Here is a 21,236-nt window from a genome sequence, read left to right as displayed (position 1 = left end):
CCTTGGGGCTCGGCCTTCTACCCTTCTACTTACAAGCTAGGGAATGCGAATTGCGACGCTTCATGGCTCGCACGCTGCGGCCAGCGCTGGGTGATGGCCTTGCGACGGGTGTAGAAACGCACGCCATCCGGGCCATACGCATGCAGATCGCCGAACAGCGAACGCTTCCAGCCGCCAAAGCTGTGATAAGCCACCGGCACCGGCAACGGCACGTTGACGCCGACCATACCGACTTCGATCTCATCACAGAACAACCGCGCCGCTTCCCCATCACGGGTGAAGATGCAGGTGCCATTGCCATACTCGTGATCGTTGATCAGCTGCATCGCCTCTTCCAGGCTATTGACCCGAACGACACACAGCACCGGCCCAAAGATCTCTTCTTTATAGATGCGCATCTCTGGCGTGACGTTATCGAACAGGCAGCCACCCAGGAAGAAGCCTTCCTCATGACCGGCAACGCTCAGACCACGACCATCCACCACCAAGGTCGCACCAGAAGAAACGCCGTCTTCTATATAGCCACTGACTTTGTCGCGAGCCTGGCCGGAAACCAGCGGCCCCATGTCCAGACCACAGGTCGTACCGGCACCGATTTTCAGTGCTTTGACCTGCGGCACCAGTTTGGCCACCAACGCATCCGCCACCTGATCACCGACGCAAACGGCCACCGAAATCGCCATGCAACGCTCACCGCAAGAACCGTAGGCCGCGCCCATCAGTGCGCTGACCGCGTTATCCAGATCCGCATCCGGCATCAGCACCGCATGGTTCTTCGCGCCACCCAGTGCCTGAACGCGCTTGCCGCGCTTGGTGCCCTCGGCGTAGATGTATTCGGCTATCGGTGTCGAACCCACAAAGCTCAACGCTTTGACTTCCGGCGCTTCGATCAGCGCATCCACCGCAGCCTTATCGCCATGCACTACGCTCAGCACCCCTTTTGGTAGACCGGCTTCCAGCAGCAATTGAGCAATCAACAGCGTCGAACTTGGGTCACGCTCGGACGGTTTGAGGATGAAGCAGTTGCCGCAGACGATCGCCAGCGGATACATCCACAGCGGCACCATGGCCGGGAAGTTGAACGGGGTAATACCGGCCACCACGCCCAACGGCTGGAAGTCCGACCAGGCATCAATGTTCGGACCCACGTTACGGCTGTATTCGCCCTTGAGAATTTCCGGCGCTGCGCAAGCGAACTCAACGTTCTCGATACCGCGCTTCAATTCACCCGCCGCATCTTCCAGCGTCTTGCCGTGTTCTTCGCTGATCAGTTGAGCGATACGCCCTTCGTTCTGTTCCAGCAGCTGCTTGAAGCGGAACATCACCTGCGCACGTTTGGCCGGTGGCGTGTTACGCCAGGCCGGGAACGCAGCCTTGGCCGAGTCGATGGCTTTCTGAATGGTTTCGCGGCTGGCCAACGGCAGCTTGTGGATCGCCTGGCCGGTGGACGGGTTGAACACGTCAGCCGTGCGACCGTCTTCGGTCACCAGTTCGCCATTGATCAAATGCGGGATAAGGCTCATGCGGGGCTCCAGAAAAGTTGTCCACAGGCGCCCTTCAAAGGACGCCTCTATATAGAAAGGAATATCAGTCGATTTTGTTCAGCACTTCGCCGACCGCGTCGAACAGGCGATCAAGGTCTTGGGGCTTGCTGTTGAAGGTTGGGCCGAACTGCAGGGTATCGCCGCCAAAGCGCACGTAGAACCCGGCTTTCCACAACGCCATGCCCGCTTCAAACGGACGCACGATGGCGTCGCCGTCACGTGGTGCGATCTGGATCGCCCCGGCCAGACCGTAGTTACGAATGTCGATAATGTTTTTCGAGCCCCTCAGGCCATGCAGCGCATTTTCAAAATGCGGCGCGACTTCGGCCACGCTCTGCACCAGGTTTTCCTTTTGCAGAAGATCGAGTGCGGCCAGGCCAGCCGCGCAAGCAACAGGGTGTGCGGAGTAGGTATAACCGTGCGGGAATTCCACCGCGTACTCCGGCGTCGCCTGGTTCATGAACGTCTGATAAATCTCGGAACTGGCAACTACAGCGCCCATCGGGATCGCGCCGTTGGTGACTTGCTTGGCAATGCACATCAGGTCCGGGGTCACGCCAAAGCTGTCAGCACCAAACATCGAACCGGTACGGCCAAAACCTGTGATCACTTCGTCGAACACCAGCAGGATGTTGTGCTGATCGCAGATTTCACGCAGACGCTTTAAGTAGCCCTGCGGCGGAACGAGTACGCCAGCGGAACCGGCCATTGGCTCGACGAACACCGCAGCGATGTTCGAAGCATCATGCAGTTCGATCAGCTTGAGCAGTTCATCAGCCAGCGCGATTCCGCCCTCTGTCGGCATGCCACGGGAGTAGGCATTGCTCGCCAGTAACGTGTGCGGCAAGTGATCGACGTCCATCATCGCCTGACCGAACATCTTACGGTTGCCGTTCACACCGCCAAGGCTGGTGCCGGCGATGTTCACTCCGTGGTAGCCCCGGGCACGGCCGATCATTTTGGTCTTGGTGGCCTGGCCTTTCAGGCGCCAGTAAGCACGCACCATTTTCACTGCCGTGTCGGCGCACTCGGAACCCGAGTCGGTGAAGAACACGTGATTCAGATTGCCCGGCGTCAGATCAGTGATTTTCTCGGCCAGTTGAAACGACAACGGATGGCCGTACTGGAAACCTGGCGAGTAATCGAGCGTGCCGAGTTGCTTGGCGACGGCTTCCTGGATTTCCTTGCGAGTATGCCCGGCGCCACAGGTCCACAGACCCGACAACGAATCGTAGACCTTGCGACCCTTGTCGTCCGTCAGCCAACTGCCTTCAGCCGCCACGATCAGTCGCGGATCGCGCTGGAAATTGCGGTTGGCGGTGTAGGGCATCCAGTGAGCATCGAGCTTGAGCTGGCTGGCCAGGGAAGTCGGGGCGTTTTCGGGCAAGTTCATGGGCAAAACCTCGCAGGGCAATAAGCGGCATAGAGATCAAAAGCGTTCTTGCAGCTAAATTGCCACGGGGATAAAGTCGATGAAATCCAACTCTTCTAACGTTCAGTCAGGCCACCACTAAACTATGAGTAGCCGCCGTCCCGATCCACTCGCACAAGTCAGCGACTTTGATATCCGCTTATTGAGGATCTTCCGCAGCGTCGTTGAATGCGGCGGCTTCTCCGCGGCGGAATCGGTGCTGGGAATCGGTCGCTCGGCCATCAGCCAGCAAATGAGCGATCTGGAACAACGCCTCGGCCTGCGTTTATGCCAACGCGGTCGCGCCGGGTTTTCCCTGACCGAAGAAGGTCGCGAGGTTTACCAATCGGCGTTGCAACTATTAAGTGCGCTGGAAAGTTTCCGCACCGAGGTCAACGGTCTGCACCAGCATCTGCGCGGTGAATTGACTATCGGCCTGACCGACAACCTCGTCACCCTGCCCCACATGCGCATCACCCATGCCCTCGCGCAATTGAAGGAGCGCGGGCCGGACGTACAGATTCAGATCCGCATGATCGCGCCCAACGAAGTCGAACAAGGTGTGCTCGACGGACGCCTGCATGTCGGCGTGGTGCCACAGGCCAGTGCGCTGTCGGGGCTTGAATATCAGCCGCTCTACAGCGAACGCTCGCTGCTGTATTGCGCGGTCGGCCACCCCTTGTTTTATGTCGACGACAAGCAGCTGGACGACGAGCGCCTCAACAGTCAGGACGCCATCGCGCCGACCTTTCGTTTGCCGGCAGAAATCCAGGCGCACTACCAGGCACTCAATTGCACCGCCAGTGCCTCGGACCGCGAAGGCATGGCGTTCCTGATCCTCACCGGGCGCTACATCGGCTACCTGCCGGACCATTACGCCAGCCTCTGGGTGCAGCAAGGTCGATTGCGTGCGCTGAAACCCAAGGCGCGCTTTTATGACCTGAGCCTCGCATCGGTCACGCGCAAGGGCCGTCGCCCGCATTTGGTGCTGGAAAGCTTTCTGGAGAGTCTTGCCGCAACCCGCTAAGAACCAACATGCACTGTAGGAGCGAAGCTTGCTCCGGGCGGCGTTCCGACGAAGACGTCGGCTCAATCAACATCAATGCTGAATGTTAAGACGCCTTCGTCGGAACGCCGCCCGGAGCAAGCTTCGCTCCTACAGGGATCTGGGGTGTTCAGGTTTTATCGCGTCGGGACTTGTCTGAAGCCTGTGGGTGCGCTATCAACGCATTTGGTTGCACCCACCCATCCTGTTCGGAAGTGCCTATGACCTTTGAAGTCCCCGCTCACGGCGGCAAACCTGCCAGCCGCATTCGTCAGAAGAACGAAGAGACCATCATCAAAGCCGCCGAAGACGAATTTGCCCGTCACGGATTCAAAGGCACCAGCATGAACACCATCGCTCTGAATGCCGGGTTGCCGAAGGCGAACCTGCATTACTACTTCACCAACAAACTCGGTTTGTACGTGGCGGTGTTGAGCAACATCCTCCAGTTGTGGGACAGCACTTTCAACACCCTGACCGCCGAGGATGATCCGGCCGAAGCGCTGACGCGTTACATCCGCGCCAAAATGGAATTCTCCCGTCGCCAGCCGCAAGCCTCGCGGATCTTCGCCATGGAAGTGATCAGTGGCGGCGAATGCCTGACCGAGTATTTCAACCAGGACTATCGCGCCTGGTTTCAGGGTCGGGCGGCGGTGTTCCAGGCGTGGATCGACGACGGCAAGATGGACCCGGTCGATCCGGTTAACCTGATCTTCCTTCTGTGGGGCAGCACTCAGCATTACGCCGACTTCGCCACACAGATCTGCCGTGTCAGCGGTCGCACCAAGCTGACAAAACAAGACATGGAAGACGCCGGCAACAACCTGATCCGCATCATCCTCAAGGGCTGCGGCCTCACGCCAGTTATCTAAGACACTTATGCCTTTTACCCTCAGCGGTTTTTGCGAATACCGCGAAGAGATTCGCAAAAGCCGTTTCATCACCTTCGCCGCACCGATCTCCAGCCCCGCTGAAGCCCAGGCATTCATCGATCAGCACAGCGATTTGAACGCCTCGCACAACTGCTGGGCCTGGAAGCTCGGCGATCAATACCGCAGCAATGACGATGGCGAACCGGGCGGCACCGCAGGACGGCCGATTCTGGCGGCCATCGAAGCGCAGGATTGCGATCAGGTCGCGGTGCTGGTGATTCGTTGGTACGGCGGCATTCAACTGGGCACCGGTGGTCTCGCCCGGGCCTATGGCGGCGGCGCCAACAAGTGCCTGCAAGGCGCGGCAAAAGTCGAACTGATTAGCCGGGTGCCGGTGAGTTGTGCCTGTGCATTTGGCGAGTTGGCGCTGGTGAAACTTCGGGTCGCGGAATCGGGTGGTTTGGTGGTGGAAGAAACCTTCACCGCCGATGGCGTGGAATTGCAATTGGCGATCGGCAAAGAGCAGATCACGACCTTGCAAACGCAGCTCGCAGACTTGAGTCGCGGGCGCATTGTGTTAAAGCACTGATCGCACCAACAACGTTCACTGGCCTTTCGTCGAGCTTGTTCACTTGCCCACATCTGCTGTGCACCCGGCTGTGGATAACCTGCGCATATCCTGCTGTAACCCTTCTGTCATGCGGCTTTGCGGGCTTTGCTCGTTTTTCGTCCAATCTCCCACACTGAAGAGTAATTCCACGAAAAAACAAACGGTTAGCGTCGGTTATCACCTTTAGAAGATAGCCGCACAGTGCTTATGCCAGTGCTTTCGGCTTGCGCACAAATACTGTGGAACAACCTGTGGATAACCCGTTCATGGCTGGCGCAGCCCTATACCCGGCATAGGTCGCCGCGTGCTGCTCGTTTTTTGACCAATTCACAGCGAGCAAAATCAGAGCCTGATCAAAGACTTTGCCCCCAAGTAGTGCCTGATCGGTGTTCGAAAAATGACGAGGCCCTGTGCCCAATGCCTTTGCCACCAGGGATTTTCGGTTTTCCTGACTCAATGGCCAGGAAATTGCTTTATCCACAAGCATAACTCCTGTCGACCCGAGCCAGTCATGCCCAACCCCGTGCCGATCCCCGATCAAACGCCCCGCCTGCAATTGCGCAGCATCAGCAAACGTTACCCCGGTTGCCTGGCCAACGACGCCATCGACCTGAACATTGCTCCCGGTGAAATCCACGCCCTGCTCGGCGAAAACGGCGCGGGCAAAAGTACGTTGATGAAAATCATCTACGGCGTCACCCACGCCGATTCTGGCGAACTGATCTGGCAAGGCCAACGCGTGAACTTGCGCAACCCGGCGCAGGCTCGCGGACTGGGAATCGGCATGGTGTTCCAGCATTTCTCGCTGTTCGAAACCCTCAGCGTGGCGCAGAACATCGCCTTGGCGATGGGGGCGGCGGCCGGCACGCCGAAACAGCTTGAGCCAAAGATTCGTGAAGTCTCCCGGCGCTACGGCATGGCGCTGGAACCGGAGCGACTTGTCCACAGCCTGTCGATCGGCGAGCGGCAACGGGTGGAAATCATTCGCTGCCTGATGCAGGACATTCGTCTGTTGATTCTCGATGAGCCGACTTCGGTGCTCACACCGCAGGAGGCCGACGACCTCTTTGTCACCCTGCGCCGACTCGCGGCAGAGGGCTGCAGCATTCTGTTTATCAGCCACAAGCTCGGAGAAGTACGCGCGTTGTGTCACAGCGCCACGGTGCTGCGCGGAGGTCGAGTGGCCGGGCATTGCGTGCCGGCCGAGTGTTCGGATCAGCAATTGGCAACGCTGATGGTGGGCGAGGCGGCTGAACTGATGACCGATTATCCAAAGGTGATCGGCGGTGATGGATTTTTGAACGTAAGCGACTTGTCGTGGCACAACCCGGACCCGTTCGGCTGCTCCCTGTCGGACATTACCCTCGAAGTGCGCAGCGGCGAAATCGTCGGTATCGCCGACGTTGCAGGCAATGGTCAGGATGAGTTGCTGGCCCTGCTAAGCGGCGAAGAACGGCTGGCCCGAAACGACAACGCGACGATCCGTTTCGGCGAGCAACCGGTCGCCGATTTACGGCCCGATGCACGACGCAAACTCGGTCTCGCGTTCGTTCCTGCCGAGCGTCTTGGCCACGGTGCGGTGCCCGAATTGAGCCTCGCCGACAACGCCCTGCTCACCGCATTTCAACAAGGGCTGGTCAGCAATGGGCTGATCCAGCGCGCCAAGGTCGAAGCGTTGGCGCAAGAAATCATCAGCCGCTTTGGCGTGAAGACACCCGATACCCAGGCGCCAGCCCGCAGCTTGTCCGGGGGCAATTTGCAGAAATTCATCCTCGGCCGCGAGATCCTTCAGCAGCCGAAGTTGCTGGTGGCCGCGCACCCGACCTGGGGCGTGGATGTCGGCGCTGCCGCCACCATTCACCGTGCGCTGATTGCCCTGCGCGATGCCGGCGCGGCGATCCTGGTGATCAGCGAAGACCTGGACGAATTGTTCCAGATCAGCGACCGCCTCGGCGCCTTGTGCAGCGGACGTCTGTCGCCACTCAGGGCCACGGTCGACACGCGCCTGATCGATGTTGGCCGCTGGATGGCCGGCCAGTTCGACACCCCTCAATCACACGCATCCGCAACGGCTTAACGGAGTTTCACATGCTGCTTTCTCTCGAACCCCGTGGCCAGCAATCGCGCCTGATGCTGTGGTGCTCGCCGTTGCTGGCGGCCGTCCTGACATTGGGCTGCGGTTCGCTGCTGTTTATTGCGCTGGGCCATGACCCGCTGCTCACGTTGCACACCCTGCTGATCGCGCCGGTCAGCGACTTGTACGGGGTCTCCGAACTGTTGGTCAAAGCCTTGCCGATTCTGCTTTGCGCGCTGGGCCTGGCCGTGGCGTATCAGGCGCGGATCTGGAACATCGGCGCCGAAGGCCAATTGCTGCTCGGCGCCCTGGCCGGCAGTGCACTGGCGGTGAACATCATCGACATGCAAAGTCGCTGGGCGCTGGTGCTGATCCTGCTCGTCGGCACCCTCGCCGGTGCCGCGTGGGGCGGGCTGACAGCGTGGTTGCGCACGCGCTTCAATGCCAACGAAATCCTCACCAGCATCATGCTCAATTACATCGCGCTGAACCTGCTGCTGTTCTGCGTGCATGGGCCACTGAAGGACCCGGCCGGGTTCAACTTTCCGGAATCGGCGATGTTCGGCGATGCCAGCCGCTTGCCGCTGTTGATGGAGGACGGCCGGGCTCACGCCGGGGTGTATTTCGCCCTGCTCGCGTTGGTGGCGGTCTGGGTTTTATTGCAGAAAAGCTTTGTCGGGTTCCAGATCAAAGTGCTCGGGCTGGACAAGCGTGCGGCGGGTTTCGTCGGGTTTCGCGAGAAACGGCTGATCTGGCTGGCGTTGTTGATCAGCGGCGGACTGGCAGGGCTGGCCGGGGTTTGTGAAGTCACCGGACCCATCGGCCAACTGGTGCCGCAAGTCTCGCCGGGTTATGGCTATGCCGCGATCACTGTGGCGTTTCTCGGGCGACTCAACCCCATCGGCATTCTGTTTTCCAGCTTGCTGATGGCGTTGCTGTACATCGGCGGCGAGAGCGCGCAGATGAGCATGAATCTGCCGCAAGCGATCACCCAACTGTTCCAGGGCATGATGCTGTTTTTTCTGCTGGCCAGTGACGTGCTGATTCTCTACCGACCGCGTTTGAACCTGCGCTGGACTCGCCGCGCGCCAGCCACCGCCAGACACGCAGGAGCGCTGTGATGGACATCGATCTGCTGAGCAATATTTTCTACGCCATGGTCCGCTGCGGCACACCGTTGCTGTTGGTGGCTTTGGGTGAATTGGTCTGCGAGAAGAGCGGCGTACTGAATTTGGGTCAGGAAGGCATGATGCTGTTTGGCGCGGTGATCGGGTTTATCGTCGCGCTGAACAGCGGCAACCTGTGGCTCGGCGTGTGGCTGGCGATGCTCGCCGGGATGCTGTTGTCGTCGTTGTTTGCGCTGGTGGCGCTGGTGTTCAACGCCAATCAGGTGGCCACCGGATTGGCGCTGACGATTTTCGGCGTGGGCCTGTCGACGTTTGTCGGCGCGGCGTGGGTCGGTAAACCACTGGCGGGTTTTGAGCCGGTGGCGATTCCCTGGTTGAGTGAGATTCCGCTGATCGGGCGGATGCTGTTTGCGCAGGATCTGCTGGTGTATCTGTCGTTCGCACTGTTTGCGCTGGTGGCGTGGGTGATTCTGAAAAGTCGTGTCGGGCTGATCATTCAGGCCGTCGGGGAAAGCCCGGATGCCGCCAGTGCGATGGGCTTGCCGGTGTTGCGTGTGCGCACGTTGGCGGTCCTTTTTGGTGGGGCGATGGCCGGGCTGGCCGGGGCTTATTTGTCCCTGGCCTACACGCCGATGTGGGCGGAAAACATGAGCGCCGGGCGTGGCTGGATTGCCTTGGCGCTGGTGGTGTTTGCCAGTTGGCGAGTGTGGCGATTGCTGTTGGGGGCGTACCTGTTCGGGCTCGCCAGCATCCTGCACCTGGTGGCGCAGGGATTGGGGCTGGCGATTCCGTCGAGTCTGCTGGCGATGCTGCCGTACGTCGCGACGATTGTGGTGTTGGTGCTGCTGTCGCGGGATGCGGTGCGCACGCGGTTGTATGCGCCGGTGTCGTTGGGGCAGCCGTGGCAGGGCGGACATTAGTGATGGCCTGCACCGGCCTCATCCCGAGCAAGCTCGGTCCCACAGTAGACCGAGTTCCCCTGTGGGAGCGAGCCTGCTCGCGATGACACCCGCACTGGCAACACCTGAGCTACGCCCCACGCCAATTCAAAGAACAGGAAAATAGCCAATAGCGAACTCCCGCCGTGGGCCAAGGCATAAGCCTGCCAGGCCGCAAACAAAAACCGCCCCACCGCGTCATACCGCCCATACACTTGCTGCGGATCCCGAATCCGCAGCACCGCCCAGACGCAGACAATCGACCCCAACAGATTGGCCATCAGCATGTGCATCGGCTCAAACGGCGGCAGCTCGCCGGACAATTCGAAAGCCTGACTCACACTCAACAACATCCCATGCAATGCAGCAAAACTCCACGGCGTGACAAACGCCACCATGACGATCAAGTCATACCAGGCGCTGCCCCGCACCAACCGGCGATATTGCGTTGAAGTCCACATCGGCCTTGCTCCATAAATTCAGGGAGCAACTAGGCTAAAGCCTGGAGTATGCTCCAAGGTCAAGCCCCTCTCGAGACGTCATGATGCGCATCGGTGAATTAGCCCAGGCCAGCGCGGTCAGCCGCGACACACTGCGCTTCTACGAGCAGCGCGGACTGATCGCGGCGCAACGCAGTGCCAACGGCTATCGCGACTATCCGCCCGATATGGTGCAACTGGTGCTGTACATCAAGACGGCTCAGCGGTTGGGCTTTACGCTTGGCGAGATCGGCAACAGCGTCGCCGCGATATGGCAATCGCCCGACCCTGACAGCGCCGTCACGCAATTGCTGCAAGACAAGCTCAAGCTGATTGAAACCCGTATGGACGAACTCGGTGCATTGCGAAACGAGTTGCAACAACGGCTCGGGCAACGCTGTCCATTACGTCCATGATCCTCATTTATCAAGGAAGCCACTCATGTCCAAGGCAAAAACCGCACTCATCATCGGCGCCTCCCGGGGCTTGGGCCTCGGTCTGGTGAAAACCCTGCTGGGCGACGGCTGGCAAGTCACCGCCACCGTGCGCAACCCGCAGAACGCCGAAGCGCTGCAAGCGTTGGGCAAGGTACGGATCGAGAAACTCGACATGGATGATCAGCAGGCCGTCATCGCCCTGAGCCAACAGCTCAAGGGTGAAGTGTTTGATTTGCTGTTCGTCAATGCCGGGGTCAAGGGGCCGGAGGTGCAGACGCCGGGCGGCGCGACGTTGGCCGAAGTCGGTCAACTGTTCTTCACCAACGCCGTGGCGCCGATCAACCTGGCACAACGTTTTGCCGGGCAGATTCGCCCGGACACCGGCGTGCTGGCGTTCATGAGTTCAGTACTCGGTAGCGTGACCATGCCGGACGCGCCGGAGCTGGCGTTGTACAAGGCCAGTAAAGCGGCGCTGAACTCCATGACCAACAGCTTCGTGACTCAACTGGGCGAGCAGAAACTTACTGTGCTGTCGTTGCATCCGGGCTGGGTGAAGACCGACATGGGCGGTGAAGGCGCCGACATCGATGTGGAAACCAGTACGCGTGGGTTGGTTGATCAGGTGAATGCTTATGTCGGCAAGGGTGGGCATCATTTTGTGAACTACAGAGGCGAAACCATTCCCTGGTAATCACCGCAATTCGCCTGTGGGAGCGAGCCTGCTCCGGGATTTGCGTCGTCTGGTCGGTCCGGGCTTGCCCGCTGCGTGGTTTTGTTTGAAACTCCGCACCTCGCCCTAGCGGCGACCCTGGATCAGCAGACAGGGTAATCACTGAGCTGGCTAACCTGAACCCCACTTTCAGAGGAGCCGGCCAACATGCCTGCGACCCGTACCTGGTTAAAAACCCCCCTCGCGATCTTTACTGCCAATGACCTCGATGCCCGTGGCGGTCTGGTTGTGCAAGACAGCGTGATCGTCGAAGTGCTCGCCGCTGGCCAGCAACCGTCCGCGCCCTGTGGACAAGTCTTCGATGCCCGCGAGCATGTGATCCTGCCGGGGCTGATCAACACCCATCACCACTTCTATCAAACCCTGACCCGCGCCTGGGCGCCAGTGGTCAATCAGCCGTTGTTCCCCTGGCTGAAAACCCTCTACCCGGTCTGGGCACGCCTCACCCCTGAAAAACTCGCCCTCGCCACCAAAGTCGCGTTGGCTGAATTGCTGCTGTCCGGCTGCACCACTGCCGCCGATCACCACTATCTGTTTCCCGAAGGTCTGGAAAATGCGATCGACGTGCAAATCGAGAGCGTCCGCGAACTGGGCATGCGCGCCATGCTGACGCGCGGTTCCATGAGCCTTGGCGAAAAGGACGGCGGCCTGCCACCGCAGCAAACCGTCCAGGAAGGCGAAGTGATCCTCGACGACAGTCAGCGTTTGATCGCCGAATACCACGAGCGTGGCGATGGCGCGCAAATCCAGATCGCCCTGGCACCGTGTTCGCCGTTTTCAGTGACGCCGAAAATCATGTCCGCCAGTGCCGAACTGGCGAACAAACTCGACGTGCGCCTGCACACGCACCTGGCCGAAACCCTCGACGAAGAAGACTTCTGCCTGCAACGCTTTGGGTTGCGCACCGTGGATTATCTGGACAGCGTCGGCTGGCTCGGCCCACGTACCTGGCTGGCCCACGGCATCCACTTCAACCCGGACGAAATCGCCCGCCTCGGCGCCGCGGGCACCGGGATTTGCCATTGCCCGAGTTCGAACATGCGCCTGGCCTCTGGCATTTGCCCGACGCTGGACCTGACCGCTGCTGGCGCGTTGCTGGGGCTGGGCGTGGACGGCTCGGCGTCCAACGATGCGTCGAACATGATGCTCGAAACCCGCCAGGCGCTTTACATTCAGCGGCTGCGGTATGGCGCGGAGAAGATCACGCCTGAACTGGTTTTGGGTTGGGCGACCAAGGGCTCGGCGAGTTTGCTCGGGCGTACCGATATCGGTGAGCTGGCGGTGGGCAAGCAGGCGGACCTGGCGTTGTTCAAGCTTGATGAGCTGCGTTTCTCCGGTAGCCATGATCCGGTGTCGGCGTTGCTGCTGTGCGGCGCGGACCGGGCGGATCGGGTGATGATCGGTGGCAAGTGGCGAGTGATTGACGGGCAGGTTGAAGGGCTGGATCTCAAAGGTTTGATCGCCGATCACAGCCAGGCGGCCCGGCAGTTGATCGCCGGCACCTGACCGGACGCCTTCGCGGGCAAGCCTCGCTCCTACAGGGATGCGCATTTCCCTGTAGGAGCGAGGCTTGCCCGCGAAGCTTTTAGAGGCCCAGCAGCGACAACATGATGAACGTCGCAAACAATACGAAATGCGTCATGCCTTCGATGGCATTGGTTTCGCCGTCGTTGAGGTTGATTGCACTGACAATCAGGGTGAGGAAGATCATCACCGTTTGCACCGGGGTCATCGCCATCTGGAACGGCTGGCCGGTGTAGAGCGCCATCGCTTCCATCACCGGCACCGTCAGAATCACCGTCGACAGTGACGCGCCCATGGCGATGTTGACCACCGATTGCATGCGATTGGCCAACGCCGCGCGCAACGCGGTCAGAATCTCAGGTGCAGCGGAAATGGCCGCCACCAGAATCGCCGTTATCACCGGCGGTGCGCCCGTGCCTTCCAGGCCCAGGTCGAGGGTCTTGGACATCACTTCGGCCAAGGCGCCAATGACCACCACGCCAAACACCAACGTGCCGATACTCAGCGCCAGATTGACCGGTTCAGGCTCCTCCTCCGGGACTTTCCTGCGACGTTTTTCCGGGTAGCTGTAACTGAAGAAATAACTGTGCGGCCCGACCTGCATACGCAGGAACAGGGCATAGAGCACGACCATCGCGCCAATCGTGAACGCCGAATAAATCTTCCAGTTGGCCTCGGGGATGAACTCCGGCACCACCATGGAAACGCCCATGGCGGTGAGGATCATCACGCTGTAGCTGCGGGCCGAGTCGTCGTTGTAAGACTGTTCGCCATGCTTGATCCCGCCCATCAACGCGGCCAGGCCAAGTATGCCGTTGATGTCGAGCATCACCGCCGAATAAATCGTGTCCCGCACCAGGGTCGGCGAAGCTTCGTTGCTCATCATGATCGCCAGGATCACCACTTCCACCAGCACCGCGGCCAGGGTCAGGATCATCGTGCCGTAAGGGTCGCCGACTTTTTCAGCGAGCAGTTCGGCGTGATGGGCGACGCGCATGGAGGCGACGACGATGAACGCGATCAGCACCAGGCCGGCGGTCAGCGCAATGGGTTGGCCGCTGTGCAGCATCCAGTGTTCCATCGGGTAAGCGATGAATGCTGCGATCAGGGCAAGCAACAAAAACTTTTCTTGCTTGAGGAGTGTGAGCATTCCAGGCCTTTTTGCCGAGTGAAGCGAAACCAGTGTGATGAGCTACTGACTGCGAGGCGGCGCTAACGTTTCGTTACACCTTAGCGCACCAGTGGATGGCGGCTGTGATCGGCGATGCACTTTTATTGACCTTGCGGGCCTCTTCGCGGGCAAGTCGGATCGCCGCACCGCTCGCTCCTACAAGAGCGACGCCGACCTGTAGGAGCGAGGCTTGCCCGCGAAGGCCGTTACACGGTTTCGAATCGCTTGTTGTCCTGTTGGTCAGCAATTTGCATTGCCCCTGCCAACCTCACAACAACATGGAGTTCGAATTCATGCACAAACGTCCGTTGAAGAAGCTGCTTTGCGCCGTCGTCGCAGCCATCGGTCTGAGCGCCAGCCTGACCGCCAGTGCCGCCGACCCGCTGAAAGTCGGCTTCGTCTATATCGGTCCGATCGGTGACCACGGCTGGACGTATCAGCATGAACAGGGGCGAAAGGCGCTGGCCGACAAGTTCGGCAATCAGATCACCACTAACTACGTGGAAAACGTCGCCGAAGGGGCCGACGCCGAGCGGGTGATCCGCAACATGGCCAAGGACAACTACGACCTGATCTTCACCACGTCCTTCGGCTACATGAACCCGACCCTGAAAGTCGCCAAGCAGTTTCCCAAGGTGACCTTCGAACACGCCACCGGCTACAAGCAGGACAAGAACCTCGGCACCTACCTGGCGCGCACGTATGAAGGTCGCTACGTTGGCGGCTTCCTCGCGGCGAAGATGACCAAGACCAAAAAGATCGGCTACGTCGCGTCCTTCCCGATCCCGGAAGTGATCCGCGACATCAACGCCATTCAACTGGCCCTGAACAAGTACAACCCCGGCACCGAGATCAAGGTGGTGTGGGTCAATTCCTGGTTCGACCCGGGCAAGGAAGCCGATGCCGCCAATGCGCTGATCGACCAGGGCGTGGACGTGGTGTTCCAGCACACCGACAGCCCTGCGCCCATTCAGGCGGCTGAACGTCGCGGCGTGTACGCCGTCGGCTACGCTTCGGACATGGCGCACTTCGGGCCGAAAGCGGTGCTGACTTCAATCGTCAACGACTGGGGCCCGCATTACATTCAGGCGACCCAAAGCGTGCTCGACCACACGTGGAAGTCGCAGGACTACTGGGGCGGATTGAAAGAAGGCACGGTTGAGCTGCCAATCAGTGACCTGGTGCCAGCGGCAGTGAAAACCGAAGCCGAGCAGATCATTGCGGACATCAAGAGCGGCGCCTTCCACCCGTTCACAGGGCCGATCAAGGATCAGGTCGGCACCGAGAAAATCGCGGCGGGCGCGACGGCCAGCAATGCGCAACTGGCGTCGATGAACTACTACGTTGAAGGCATGAAGGCCGACATCCCGAAGTAACTCCCAAGGCGAACACAAATCCCTGTGGGAGCGGGCTTGCTCGCGAAATCGGCAGTACATTCAGCATTGATGTTGGCTGACACACCGCTTTCGCGAGCAAGCCCGCTCCCACATTGGATCTGTGGTGTTTGATGGATTGTGATCCAGCCAATACCTCTATCAGGACAGCCGCATGAATAGCCTTCCCATCATCGACATCACCCCGCTCTACAGCAAAGACCAGCACGCCTGGAAATGCGTTGCCGAAGAGATCGACCACGCCTGCCGCGAGTGGGGCTTTTTCTACATCAAGGGGCACCCGATCAGCCCTTCGCGCATCGACGCCGTGCTCGACCATGCCCAACGCTTCTTCGCCCTGCCCGTCGGCGAAAAGCTCAAGATCGACATCACCCAAACCCGTCACCATCGCGGCTACGGCGCCATCGCGACCGAGCAACTTGACCCGAGCAAACCCAGCGACCTGAAAGAAACCTTCGACATGGGCCTCCACCTGCCGGCCGATCACCCGCACGTGTTGGCGGAAAAACCGTTGCGCGGCCCCAACCGTCATCCATCAATCCCTGGATGGGAAGCCTTGATGGAGCAACACTACGTCGACATGCAGGCGCTCGCCCAAACCCTGTTGCGAGCCATGACGATGGCGCTGAACATTGAGCGCGACTTCTTCGACACCCGTTTCGTTGAGCCGGTCAGCGTCCTGCGGATGATTCATTACCCGCCGCGCCACACTGCCAGTTCCATCGATCAGCAAGGCGCCGGCGCTCATACCGATTATGGCTGCATCACCCTGTTGTACCAGGACGCCGCAGGTGGCCTGCAAGTGCGCAACGTCAAAGGCGAGTGGATCGACGCGCCGCCAATCGAAGGCACGTTCGTGGTCAATCTCGGCGACATGATGGCGCGCTGGAGTAACGACCGTTATGTGTCGACGCCGCACCGGGTGATCAGCCCGCTGGGTGTCGATCGATACTCGATGCCGTTCTTCGCCGAACCCCACCCCGACACACCCATTGAATGCTTGCCCGGTTGCCAGGACGAATCACACCCGGCGAAGTACCCGGCCACCACCTGCGCCGAATTCCTGCTCTCGCGCTTCGCCGAGACCTACGCCTATCGACGGGAACAGCCAGCGGTGTGATGAACCGGCTGGTCAGGTTTTGCTAATTGTTTCTACGGGCATCTGTAGAATGCTCGCCATCTGCACCTGATGAGAAAAGACTATGTACGACTGGCTGAACGCCCTGCCCAAGGCAGAACTGCACCTGCACCTCGAGGGTTCGCTGGAGCCTGAGTTGCTGTTCGCCCTGGCCGAACGCAACAAGATCGCCCTGCCGTGGAGCGATGTCGAAACCCTGCGCAAGGCGTACGCCTTCAACAACCTGCAAGAGTTTCTCGACCTGTATTACCAGGGCGCTGACGTGTTGCGCACCTCCCAGGATTTCTACGACCTGACCTGGGCCTACCTGTTGCGTTGCAAGGCGCAGAACGTGATTCACACCGAACCGTTCTTCGACCCGCAGACCCACACCGATCGTGGCGTGCCGTTCGAAGTGGTGCTTAACGGCATCGCGGCGGCGCTCAAGGATGGTGAGCAGCAACTGGGCATCACCAGCGGTTTGATTCTGAGCTTCTTGCGTCACCTGAGCGAAGAAGAAGCACAGAAAACCCTCGACCAGGCGCTGCCGTTTCGCGAGGCGTTTGTCGCAGTGGGCCTGGACAGTTCGGAAATGGGTCACCCTCCGAGCAAGTTCCAGCGCGTGTTCGATCGTGCCCGTCACGAAGGTTTCCTGACTGTCGCCCACGCCGGTGAAGAAGGCCCGCCCGAGTACATCTGGGAAGCCCTCGACCTGCTGAAAATCCAGCGCATCGACCATGGCGTGCGCGCCATCGAAGACGAGCGCTTGATGCAGCGAATCATCGACGAGCAGATCCCGCTGACCGTGTGCCCGTTGTCCAACACCAAGCTCTGCGTGTTCGACCACATGTCCCAGCACAACATTCTCGACATGCTTGAGCGTGGCGTGAAAGTGACGGTGAACTCGGATGACCCGGCGTACTTTGGCGGGTATGTGACAGAGAACTTCCATGCGCTATACACCGATCTGGGCATGACCCAGGATCAGGCCAAACGACTGGCGCAGAACAGCCTGGATGCCCGATTGGTGAAACCATAAGCCCCACCGCATAACCCCTGTAGGAGCGAGCCTTTGTGGTGAGGGGATTTATCCCCGTTGGGTCGCGCAGCGGCCCCAAACCTGCAATAACGCAGTATCAGATACACCGCATGCACTGATTTTGCGACTGCTTCGCAGCCGAACGGGGATAAATCCCCTCGCCACAAAGGCCCGCTCCCACAGGTTCTGTGTTCAGCCGGCTACCGGCTTAGTCCATCAATCGGTTCTAAAGCGCCATTTCCAGCTCGGTTTCCTTGGCAAAACGATGGATCTCCCGCTGCCCCGCGGCCGTGATCTGCAAGGCTCGCGAATCGTTGGGCAGGCTCAACCAGCCGGACTGCATGAACAGCTGCAACAACGCAGCGCCCAGCGAACCGCCCATGTGCGGGCGTCTTTCGCTCCAGTCGGGACACGGGCACGCAACTCTGCTGTTGCGATGGGCCAGGGCCTGGATGAACACTCCGCGCGAGGCCAGTTGAGTGGAACCCTTGTGGGTGATCATGACGCGCTGTTCGAACTGCTCGATCCAGCCCGCATCCAGCAGCCGCTGGTAAAGATCGGCGGCCAGGGTGCCTCCCAAATGGTCATCGCACAGTCGGGCCCGCAATAACGACGAAGGCGCTGCCTGAGGTTTGGCAATGGGGCTGGGGCGCTTGAAAACGTCCGGGACTGGCTGCGGGGTACTGGCCAGCGTCGCGCTGGCCAATGCTTCGATTGCCGCGCCGACTTCAGGCGCGGCCAGGCGGAAAAAGCGTTTGCGCCCACGGATTTCGACTTTCAACAGACCTCCGGCGGACAAACGCCCCAGGTGTGCACTGGCCGAAGACGGTGACAGACCGGTCAGTAGCGCCAGCTCTTCGGTCTGCCGCGCCGAGCCGTCCATCAAGGCCCACATCATTGCGCTGCGCTTGGGGTCAGCCAGTAACGTGGCGATCTGGCTGATGCAAGGTGCATGTTCCATGTATTCACTCCCTGTTGAATCGTTTCGTCTGCTGCTCAGAGACATCTTGACCAGTAATGTGTCATCGGCCAAGACGCGGAAACCGCCATAAGCCGGGCAAAGTCCCTCACTCACCTGTGCCATTGCCTCGCAGGTATCGCGAAGGTCTGATGCCTGGCCGAGGGTCCGTGCCGACTGGAACGCGGACTCGCCATCGCGAGATCGACGGTGCGTACATGAGGCGGGCGCTAGTATAAGCGGGTTAACCGCCGGTTCCTGCCCTTGGGAAAGCGCGGGTGGTGATAGTTCCTGACAGAAATTTCGCTATTTGCCTGCGACTAATGATCGATGCCCGATATCGTCGGAAATTGACTGCCTAAATGAGCGCATCGGCTGGCAAGCATTTCCCGCAAAAGGTTCACCGGCTTACTCAATTGTGCGCGATGGGCGCACAGCAGATTCAGCGGTGCGCGCTCGCAGAGCAACTCCGGCATCAGCACTTTCAATCGTCCGGCGAGCACATCGGCGGCGACATCGAGCCAGGACTTATAAGCAATCCCTGCCCCTGCGACCGCCCACAACCGCACGACATCGGCATCGTCACTGAAGCGATCACCACTGACGGTCAGGCCGACCTCGCGTTTGCCGTCGTGGAAACTCCAGTGGTCATGGACCCGGCTGCCGAGCATGAACAACAAACAATTGTGCTGCGCCAGTTGTTCCAGATGCCGCGGCTCGCCATGCCTGGCCAGATAACTCGGCGCCGCGCAGAGCACACGGCGGTTCTGCGCAGCGATGGGCAGTGCCACCAGGCTTGAGTCTTCCGGTTCGCCGTAACGCAGGGCAATGTCCACCGGCTGGCGGAACAGGTCGGCGATGCGATCACCCAGCAACAGGCGCACGGTCAGTTTGGGATGCTCACGCTGGAATTCGTCGAGCCATGGCAGCAACAGGTTGCGGCCGAAGTCCGACGGTGCCGACAACTGCAAAATCCCGCTGACCTGATCCTGACCGCTGGCCAGCAAACGGCGACCCTCATCGAGATTGCTCAGGGCAGCCCGGGCATATTCCAGAAAGCCCTCACCTTCGGCGGTCAAGCGCAAACTACGGGTGGAACGCGCCAGCAAACGCGCGCCGAGTTGCTGTTCGATGCGCTTCAACGCCGCACTGGCCACCGCCGCCGACATGTCCATCACCCGTGCAGCCGCCGACAAACTCCCCAGGTCCGCAGCCCGGACGAATAACTGCAAGTCATCGAAACGCAGCATTTCCAGCCCCGATTATCAAAAAAATACTGAAAGAGACTGCTCTTTTAGCGGGTTTTATCTTGCAGAGAAATAGCCAATCATCCGTCCCATCGAAATCATCCCGTTTCTGGAGCTGACCATGTCCCAGCCTTTCACCGCCATTGCCACCCTCATCGCCAAAGCCGGCCAGCAAGACGCCCTCGAACAGCACCTGCGTGCGCTGGTTGAACCGACCCGCGCCGAGGCCGGTTGCGGTCAATACGACCTGCACCAGGACCTGGCCAATCCGCTGGCTTTCTACATGATTGAACACTGGAGCAGCGACGAGGCCCTGCAAGCCCATGACGCCAGCGCCCATGTCCAGAGCTTCCGCGCCAAGGCCGACGACTTTCTCGAGCACTTCGAACTCAAGCGCCTGCGCACCGTGGCTTGATCCCTTCTTCTATGACTGTTCAGGAGCCCTACATGAAAGCCATCGCCTATTACGCGTCTTTGCCGATCAGCGACGCCAATTCCCTGCAAGACATCGAACTGCCAGAACCGGTTGCCGGTCCGCGGGATCTGCTGGTGGAAGTCAAAGCCATCTCGGTGAACCCGGTCGACACCAAGGTCCGTCAGAACGTCCAGCCTGAAGATGGCGCGGCGAAAGTGCTGGGTTGGGACGTGGCCGGTGTGGTCAAGGCTGTCGGCAGTGAAGTCACACTGTTCAAGGCGGGCGACAAGGTGTTTTACGCCGGTTCCATCGCCCGTGCGGGGGGCAATAGCGAATTGCACGTGGTGGACGAACGCATCGTCGGCCATATGCCGAAAACCCTCGGTTTCGCCGAAGCCGCCGCGTTGCCGCTGACCGCCATCACCGCCTGGGAATTGCTCTTCGAACGCCTGCAAGTGCGCGAAGGTCAAGACGATGAAGGCCAAAGCCTGCTGATCGTCGGCGCGGCGGGCGGTGTGGGGTCGATCCTCACGCAACTTGCCAGCCAGCTCACCGGGCTGAATGTCATCGGCACCGCTTCCCGTGCGCAAACCCAGAGCTGGGTGCGCGAGTTGGGCGCCGATCTGGTGATCGATCACAGCCAGCCGTTGAGTGAAGAACTCAAACGCGCAGGCGTCGGCCATGTGACCCACGTCGCCAGCCTGACCCAGACCGAGCACCACCTGGATCAACTGGTCGAGGCGTTAGCGCCACAGGGCAAACTGGCGTTGATCGATGATCCGAAAGCGCTGGACGTGACCAAGCTCAAGCGCAAGAGCCTGTCGCTGCACTGGGAGTTCATGTACACCCGCTCGCTGTTCGAAACGGCGGACATGATCGAGCAGCACAAACTGCTCAACCGCGTGGCCGGGCTGATCGACGCCGGTACGCTGAAGACCACGGTCGGCGAGCACTTCGGGACCATCAACGCGGCCAACCTGCGTCGCGCCCATGAGCTGCTGGAAAGTGGCAAGTCCAAGGGCAAGATTGTGCTCGAAGGGTTCTGAAACAAGATGAAACAGGTGTCGTCCATCTGGACGACACCGTCAGTCCGAGAGTTGACCT

Annotated in this window: 21 protein-coding genes; 14 read left to right on the top strand and 7 right to left on the bottom strand. The window is 60.0% G+C overall.

Features of this window, described 5'->3' with window-relative positions:
• Window positions 1-29 precede the first annotated feature (29 nt).
• Window positions 30-1,523: a CoA-acylating methylmalonate-semialdehyde dehydrogenase gene (locus tag ACYZTM_RS18965; RefSeq protein ID WP_131058949.1), complete on the bottom strand. Its 1,494-nt coding sequence runs from the start codon at window positions 1,521-1,523 to the stop codon at window positions 30-32.
• 64 nt (window positions 1,524-1,587) lie between these two features.
• On the bottom strand, window positions 1,588-2,937 hold the full coding sequence (gene aptA, locus ACYZTM_RS18960; protein ID WP_131058948.1) for an omega-aminotransferase AptA: 1,350 nt from the start codon (window positions 2,935-2,937) through the stop codon (window positions 1,588-1,590).
• 124 nt (window positions 2,938-3,061) lie between these two features.
• Between aptA and ACYZTM_RS18955 the strand changes: the two genes are divergently transcribed.
• From ACYZTM_RS18955 to ACYZTM_RS18945, 3 genes are all read left to right on the top strand, one after another.
• On the top strand, window positions 3,062-3,982 hold the full coding sequence (locus ACYZTM_RS18955) for a LysR family transcriptional regulator (RefSeq protein ID WP_008006295.1): 921 nt from the start codon (window positions 3,062-3,064) through the stop codon (window positions 3,980-3,982).
• A gap of 239 nt (window positions 3,983-4,221) precedes the next feature.
• Window positions 4,222-4,872, top strand: coding sequence for a TetR/AcrR family transcriptional regulator (locus tag ACYZTM_RS18950; protein WP_131058947.1), 651 nt, complete (start codon window positions 4,222-4,224; stop codon window positions 4,870-4,872).
• A 7-nt stretch (window positions 4,873-4,879) separates the two neighbouring features.
• Window positions 4,880-5,461: an IMPACT family protein gene (locus ACYZTM_RS18945; protein ID WP_461984026.1), complete on the top strand. Its 582-nt coding sequence runs from the start codon at window positions 4,880-4,882 to the stop codon at window positions 5,459-5,461.
• 226 nt (window positions 5,462-5,687) lie between these two features.
• Here ACYZTM_RS18945 and ACYZTM_RS18940 read toward each other — a convergent pair whose 3' ends face one another.
• Window positions 5,688-5,963 (bottom strand): hypothetical protein, encoded by a 276-nt coding sequence (locus tag ACYZTM_RS18940; RefSeq protein ID WP_461984024.1) that lies wholly within the window; start codon window positions 5,961-5,963, stop codon window positions 5,688-5,690.
• A gap of 30 nt (window positions 5,964-5,993) precedes the next feature.
• Between ACYZTM_RS18940 and ACYZTM_RS18935 the strand changes: the two genes are divergently transcribed.
• Genes ACYZTM_RS18935 through ACYZTM_RS18925 form a run of 3 tightly spaced genes read left to right on the top strand, consistent with a single transcriptional unit; the run spans window position 5,994 to window position 9,603 of the window.
• Complete coding sequence (locus tag ACYZTM_RS18935; protein ID WP_461984022.1) at window positions 5,994-7,559, top strand: ABC transporter ATP-binding protein; 1,566 nt, start codon at window positions 5,994-5,996, stop codon at window positions 7,557-7,559.
• Window positions 7,560-7,570: 11 nt separating this feature from the next.
• On the top strand, window positions 7,571-8,677 hold the full coding sequence (locus ACYZTM_RS18930) for an ABC transporter permease (protein WP_461984020.1): 1,107 nt from the start codon (window positions 7,571-7,573) through the stop codon (window positions 8,675-8,677).
• Window positions 8,677-9,603: an ABC transporter permease gene (locus tag ACYZTM_RS18925; RefSeq protein ID WP_461984018.1), complete on the top strand. Its 927-nt coding sequence runs from the start codon at window positions 8,677-8,679 to the stop codon at window positions 9,601-9,603. Before ACYZTM_RS18930 ends, ACYZTM_RS18925 begins: the two co-directional genes overlap by 1 nt.
• Here ACYZTM_RS18925 and ACYZTM_RS18920 read toward each other — a convergent pair.
• The gene (locus ACYZTM_RS18920) at window positions 9,600-10,082 is read right to left on the bottom strand and encodes a hypothetical protein (protein ID WP_461984016.1); all 483 of its coding nucleotides are present in this window, start codon (window positions 10,080-10,082) and stop codon (window positions 9,600-9,602) included. The genes ACYZTM_RS18925 and ACYZTM_RS18920 overlap by 4 nt on opposite strands.
• 83 nt (window positions 10,083-10,165) lie before the next feature.
• Here ACYZTM_RS18920 and ACYZTM_RS18915 point away from each other — a divergent pair, with 83 nt between their 5' ends.
• The 3 genes from ACYZTM_RS18915 (at window position 10,166) to ACYZTM_RS18905 (ending at window position 12,773) form a co-directional block, all read left to right on the top strand.
• Window positions 10,166-10,516 carry a MerR family transcriptional regulator gene (locus ACYZTM_RS18915; RefSeq protein WP_131058955.1) on the top strand — a complete coding sequence of 117 codons (351 nt, stop codon included), beginning with the start codon at window positions 10,166-10,168 and terminating at the stop codon, window positions 10,514-10,516.
• A gap of 25 nt (window positions 10,517-10,541) precedes the next feature.
• On the top strand, window positions 10,542-11,228 hold the full coding sequence (locus tag ACYZTM_RS18910; RefSeq protein ID WP_461984014.1) for an SDR family oxidoreductase: 687 nt from the start codon (window positions 10,542-10,544) through the stop codon (window positions 11,226-11,228).
• A 186-nt stretch (window positions 11,229-11,414) separates the two neighbouring features.
• On the top strand, window positions 11,415-12,773 hold the full coding sequence (locus ACYZTM_RS18905) for an 8-oxoguanine deaminase (protein ID WP_461984012.1): 1,359 nt from the start codon (window positions 11,415-11,417) through the stop codon (window positions 12,771-12,773).
• Window positions 12,774-12,852: 79 nt separating this feature from the next.
• On the opposite strand, the gene ACYZTM_RS18900 is transcribed toward ACYZTM_RS18905, so the two are convergent.
• The gene (locus ACYZTM_RS18900) at window positions 12,853-13,941 is read right to left on the bottom strand and encodes a calcium:cation antiporter (RefSeq protein ID WP_461984010.1); all 1,089 of its coding nucleotides are present in this window, start codon (window positions 13,939-13,941) and stop codon (window positions 12,853-12,855) included.
• A 314-nt stretch (window positions 13,942-14,255) separates the two neighbouring features.
• Here ACYZTM_RS18900 and ACYZTM_RS18895 point away from each other — a divergent pair, with 314 nt between their 5' ends.
• The 3 genes from ACYZTM_RS18895 (at window position 14,256) to ACYZTM_RS18885 (ending at window position 17,512) form a co-directional block, all read left to right on the top strand.
• Complete coding sequence (locus tag ACYZTM_RS18895) at window positions 14,256-15,338, top strand: BMP family ABC transporter substrate-binding protein (protein ID WP_461984008.1); 1,083 nt, start codon at window positions 14,256-14,258, stop codon at window positions 15,336-15,338.
• Between the two features lie 172 nt (window positions 15,339-15,510).
• A complete protein-coding gene (locus ACYZTM_RS18890; RefSeq protein WP_461984006.1) occupies window positions 15,511-16,476 on the top strand; it encodes a 2-oxoglutarate and iron-dependent oxygenase domain-containing protein in 966 nt (321 codons plus the stop codon).
• A gap of 82 nt (window positions 16,477-16,558) precedes the next feature.
• Window positions 16,559-17,512, top strand: coding sequence for an adenosine deaminase (locus ACYZTM_RS18885; RefSeq protein WP_131058934.1), 954 nt, complete (start codon window positions 16,559-16,561; stop codon window positions 17,510-17,512).
• A 226-nt stretch (window positions 17,513-17,738) separates the two neighbouring features.
• Here ACYZTM_RS18885 and ACYZTM_RS18880 read toward each other — a convergent pair whose 3' ends face one another.
• Entirely contained in the window at window positions 17,739-18,473 is a 735-nt protein-coding gene (locus tag ACYZTM_RS18880) for an ArsR/SmtB family transcription factor (protein WP_131058933.1), read from the bottom strand.
• 317 nt (window positions 18,474-18,790) lie between these two features.
• Window positions 18,791-19,720, bottom strand: a complete 930-nt coding sequence (locus ACYZTM_RS18875; protein WP_461979140.1) for a LysR family transcriptional regulator — start codon at window positions 19,718-19,720, stop codon at window positions 18,791-18,793.
• Window positions 19,721-19,838: 118 nt separating this feature from the next.
• On the opposite strand from ACYZTM_RS18875, the gene ACYZTM_RS18870 reads away from it, so the two are divergent.
• Together ACYZTM_RS18870 and ACYZTM_RS18865 are read left to right on the top strand one after the other, a co-directional pair.
• Window positions 19,839-20,132 (top strand): putative quinol monooxygenase, encoded by a 294-nt coding sequence (locus ACYZTM_RS18870; protein WP_131058931.1) that lies wholly within the window; start codon window positions 19,839-19,841, stop codon window positions 20,130-20,132.
• A 32-nt stretch (window positions 20,133-20,164) separates the two neighbouring features.
• The gene (locus ACYZTM_RS18865; RefSeq protein WP_461984003.1) at window positions 20,165-21,178 is read left to right on the top strand and encodes a zinc-binding alcohol dehydrogenase family protein; all 1,014 of its coding nucleotides are present in this window, start codon (window positions 20,165-20,167) and stop codon (window positions 21,176-21,178) included.
• Window positions 21,179-21,236: the final 58 nt, after the last annotated feature.

Source organism: Pseudomonas sp. MDT2-39-1 (genome assembly GCF_054898085.1).
The sequence above is the reverse complement of the archived record's forward strand: the minus strand, read 5'-3'. Positions and strand labels throughout refer to the sequence as shown.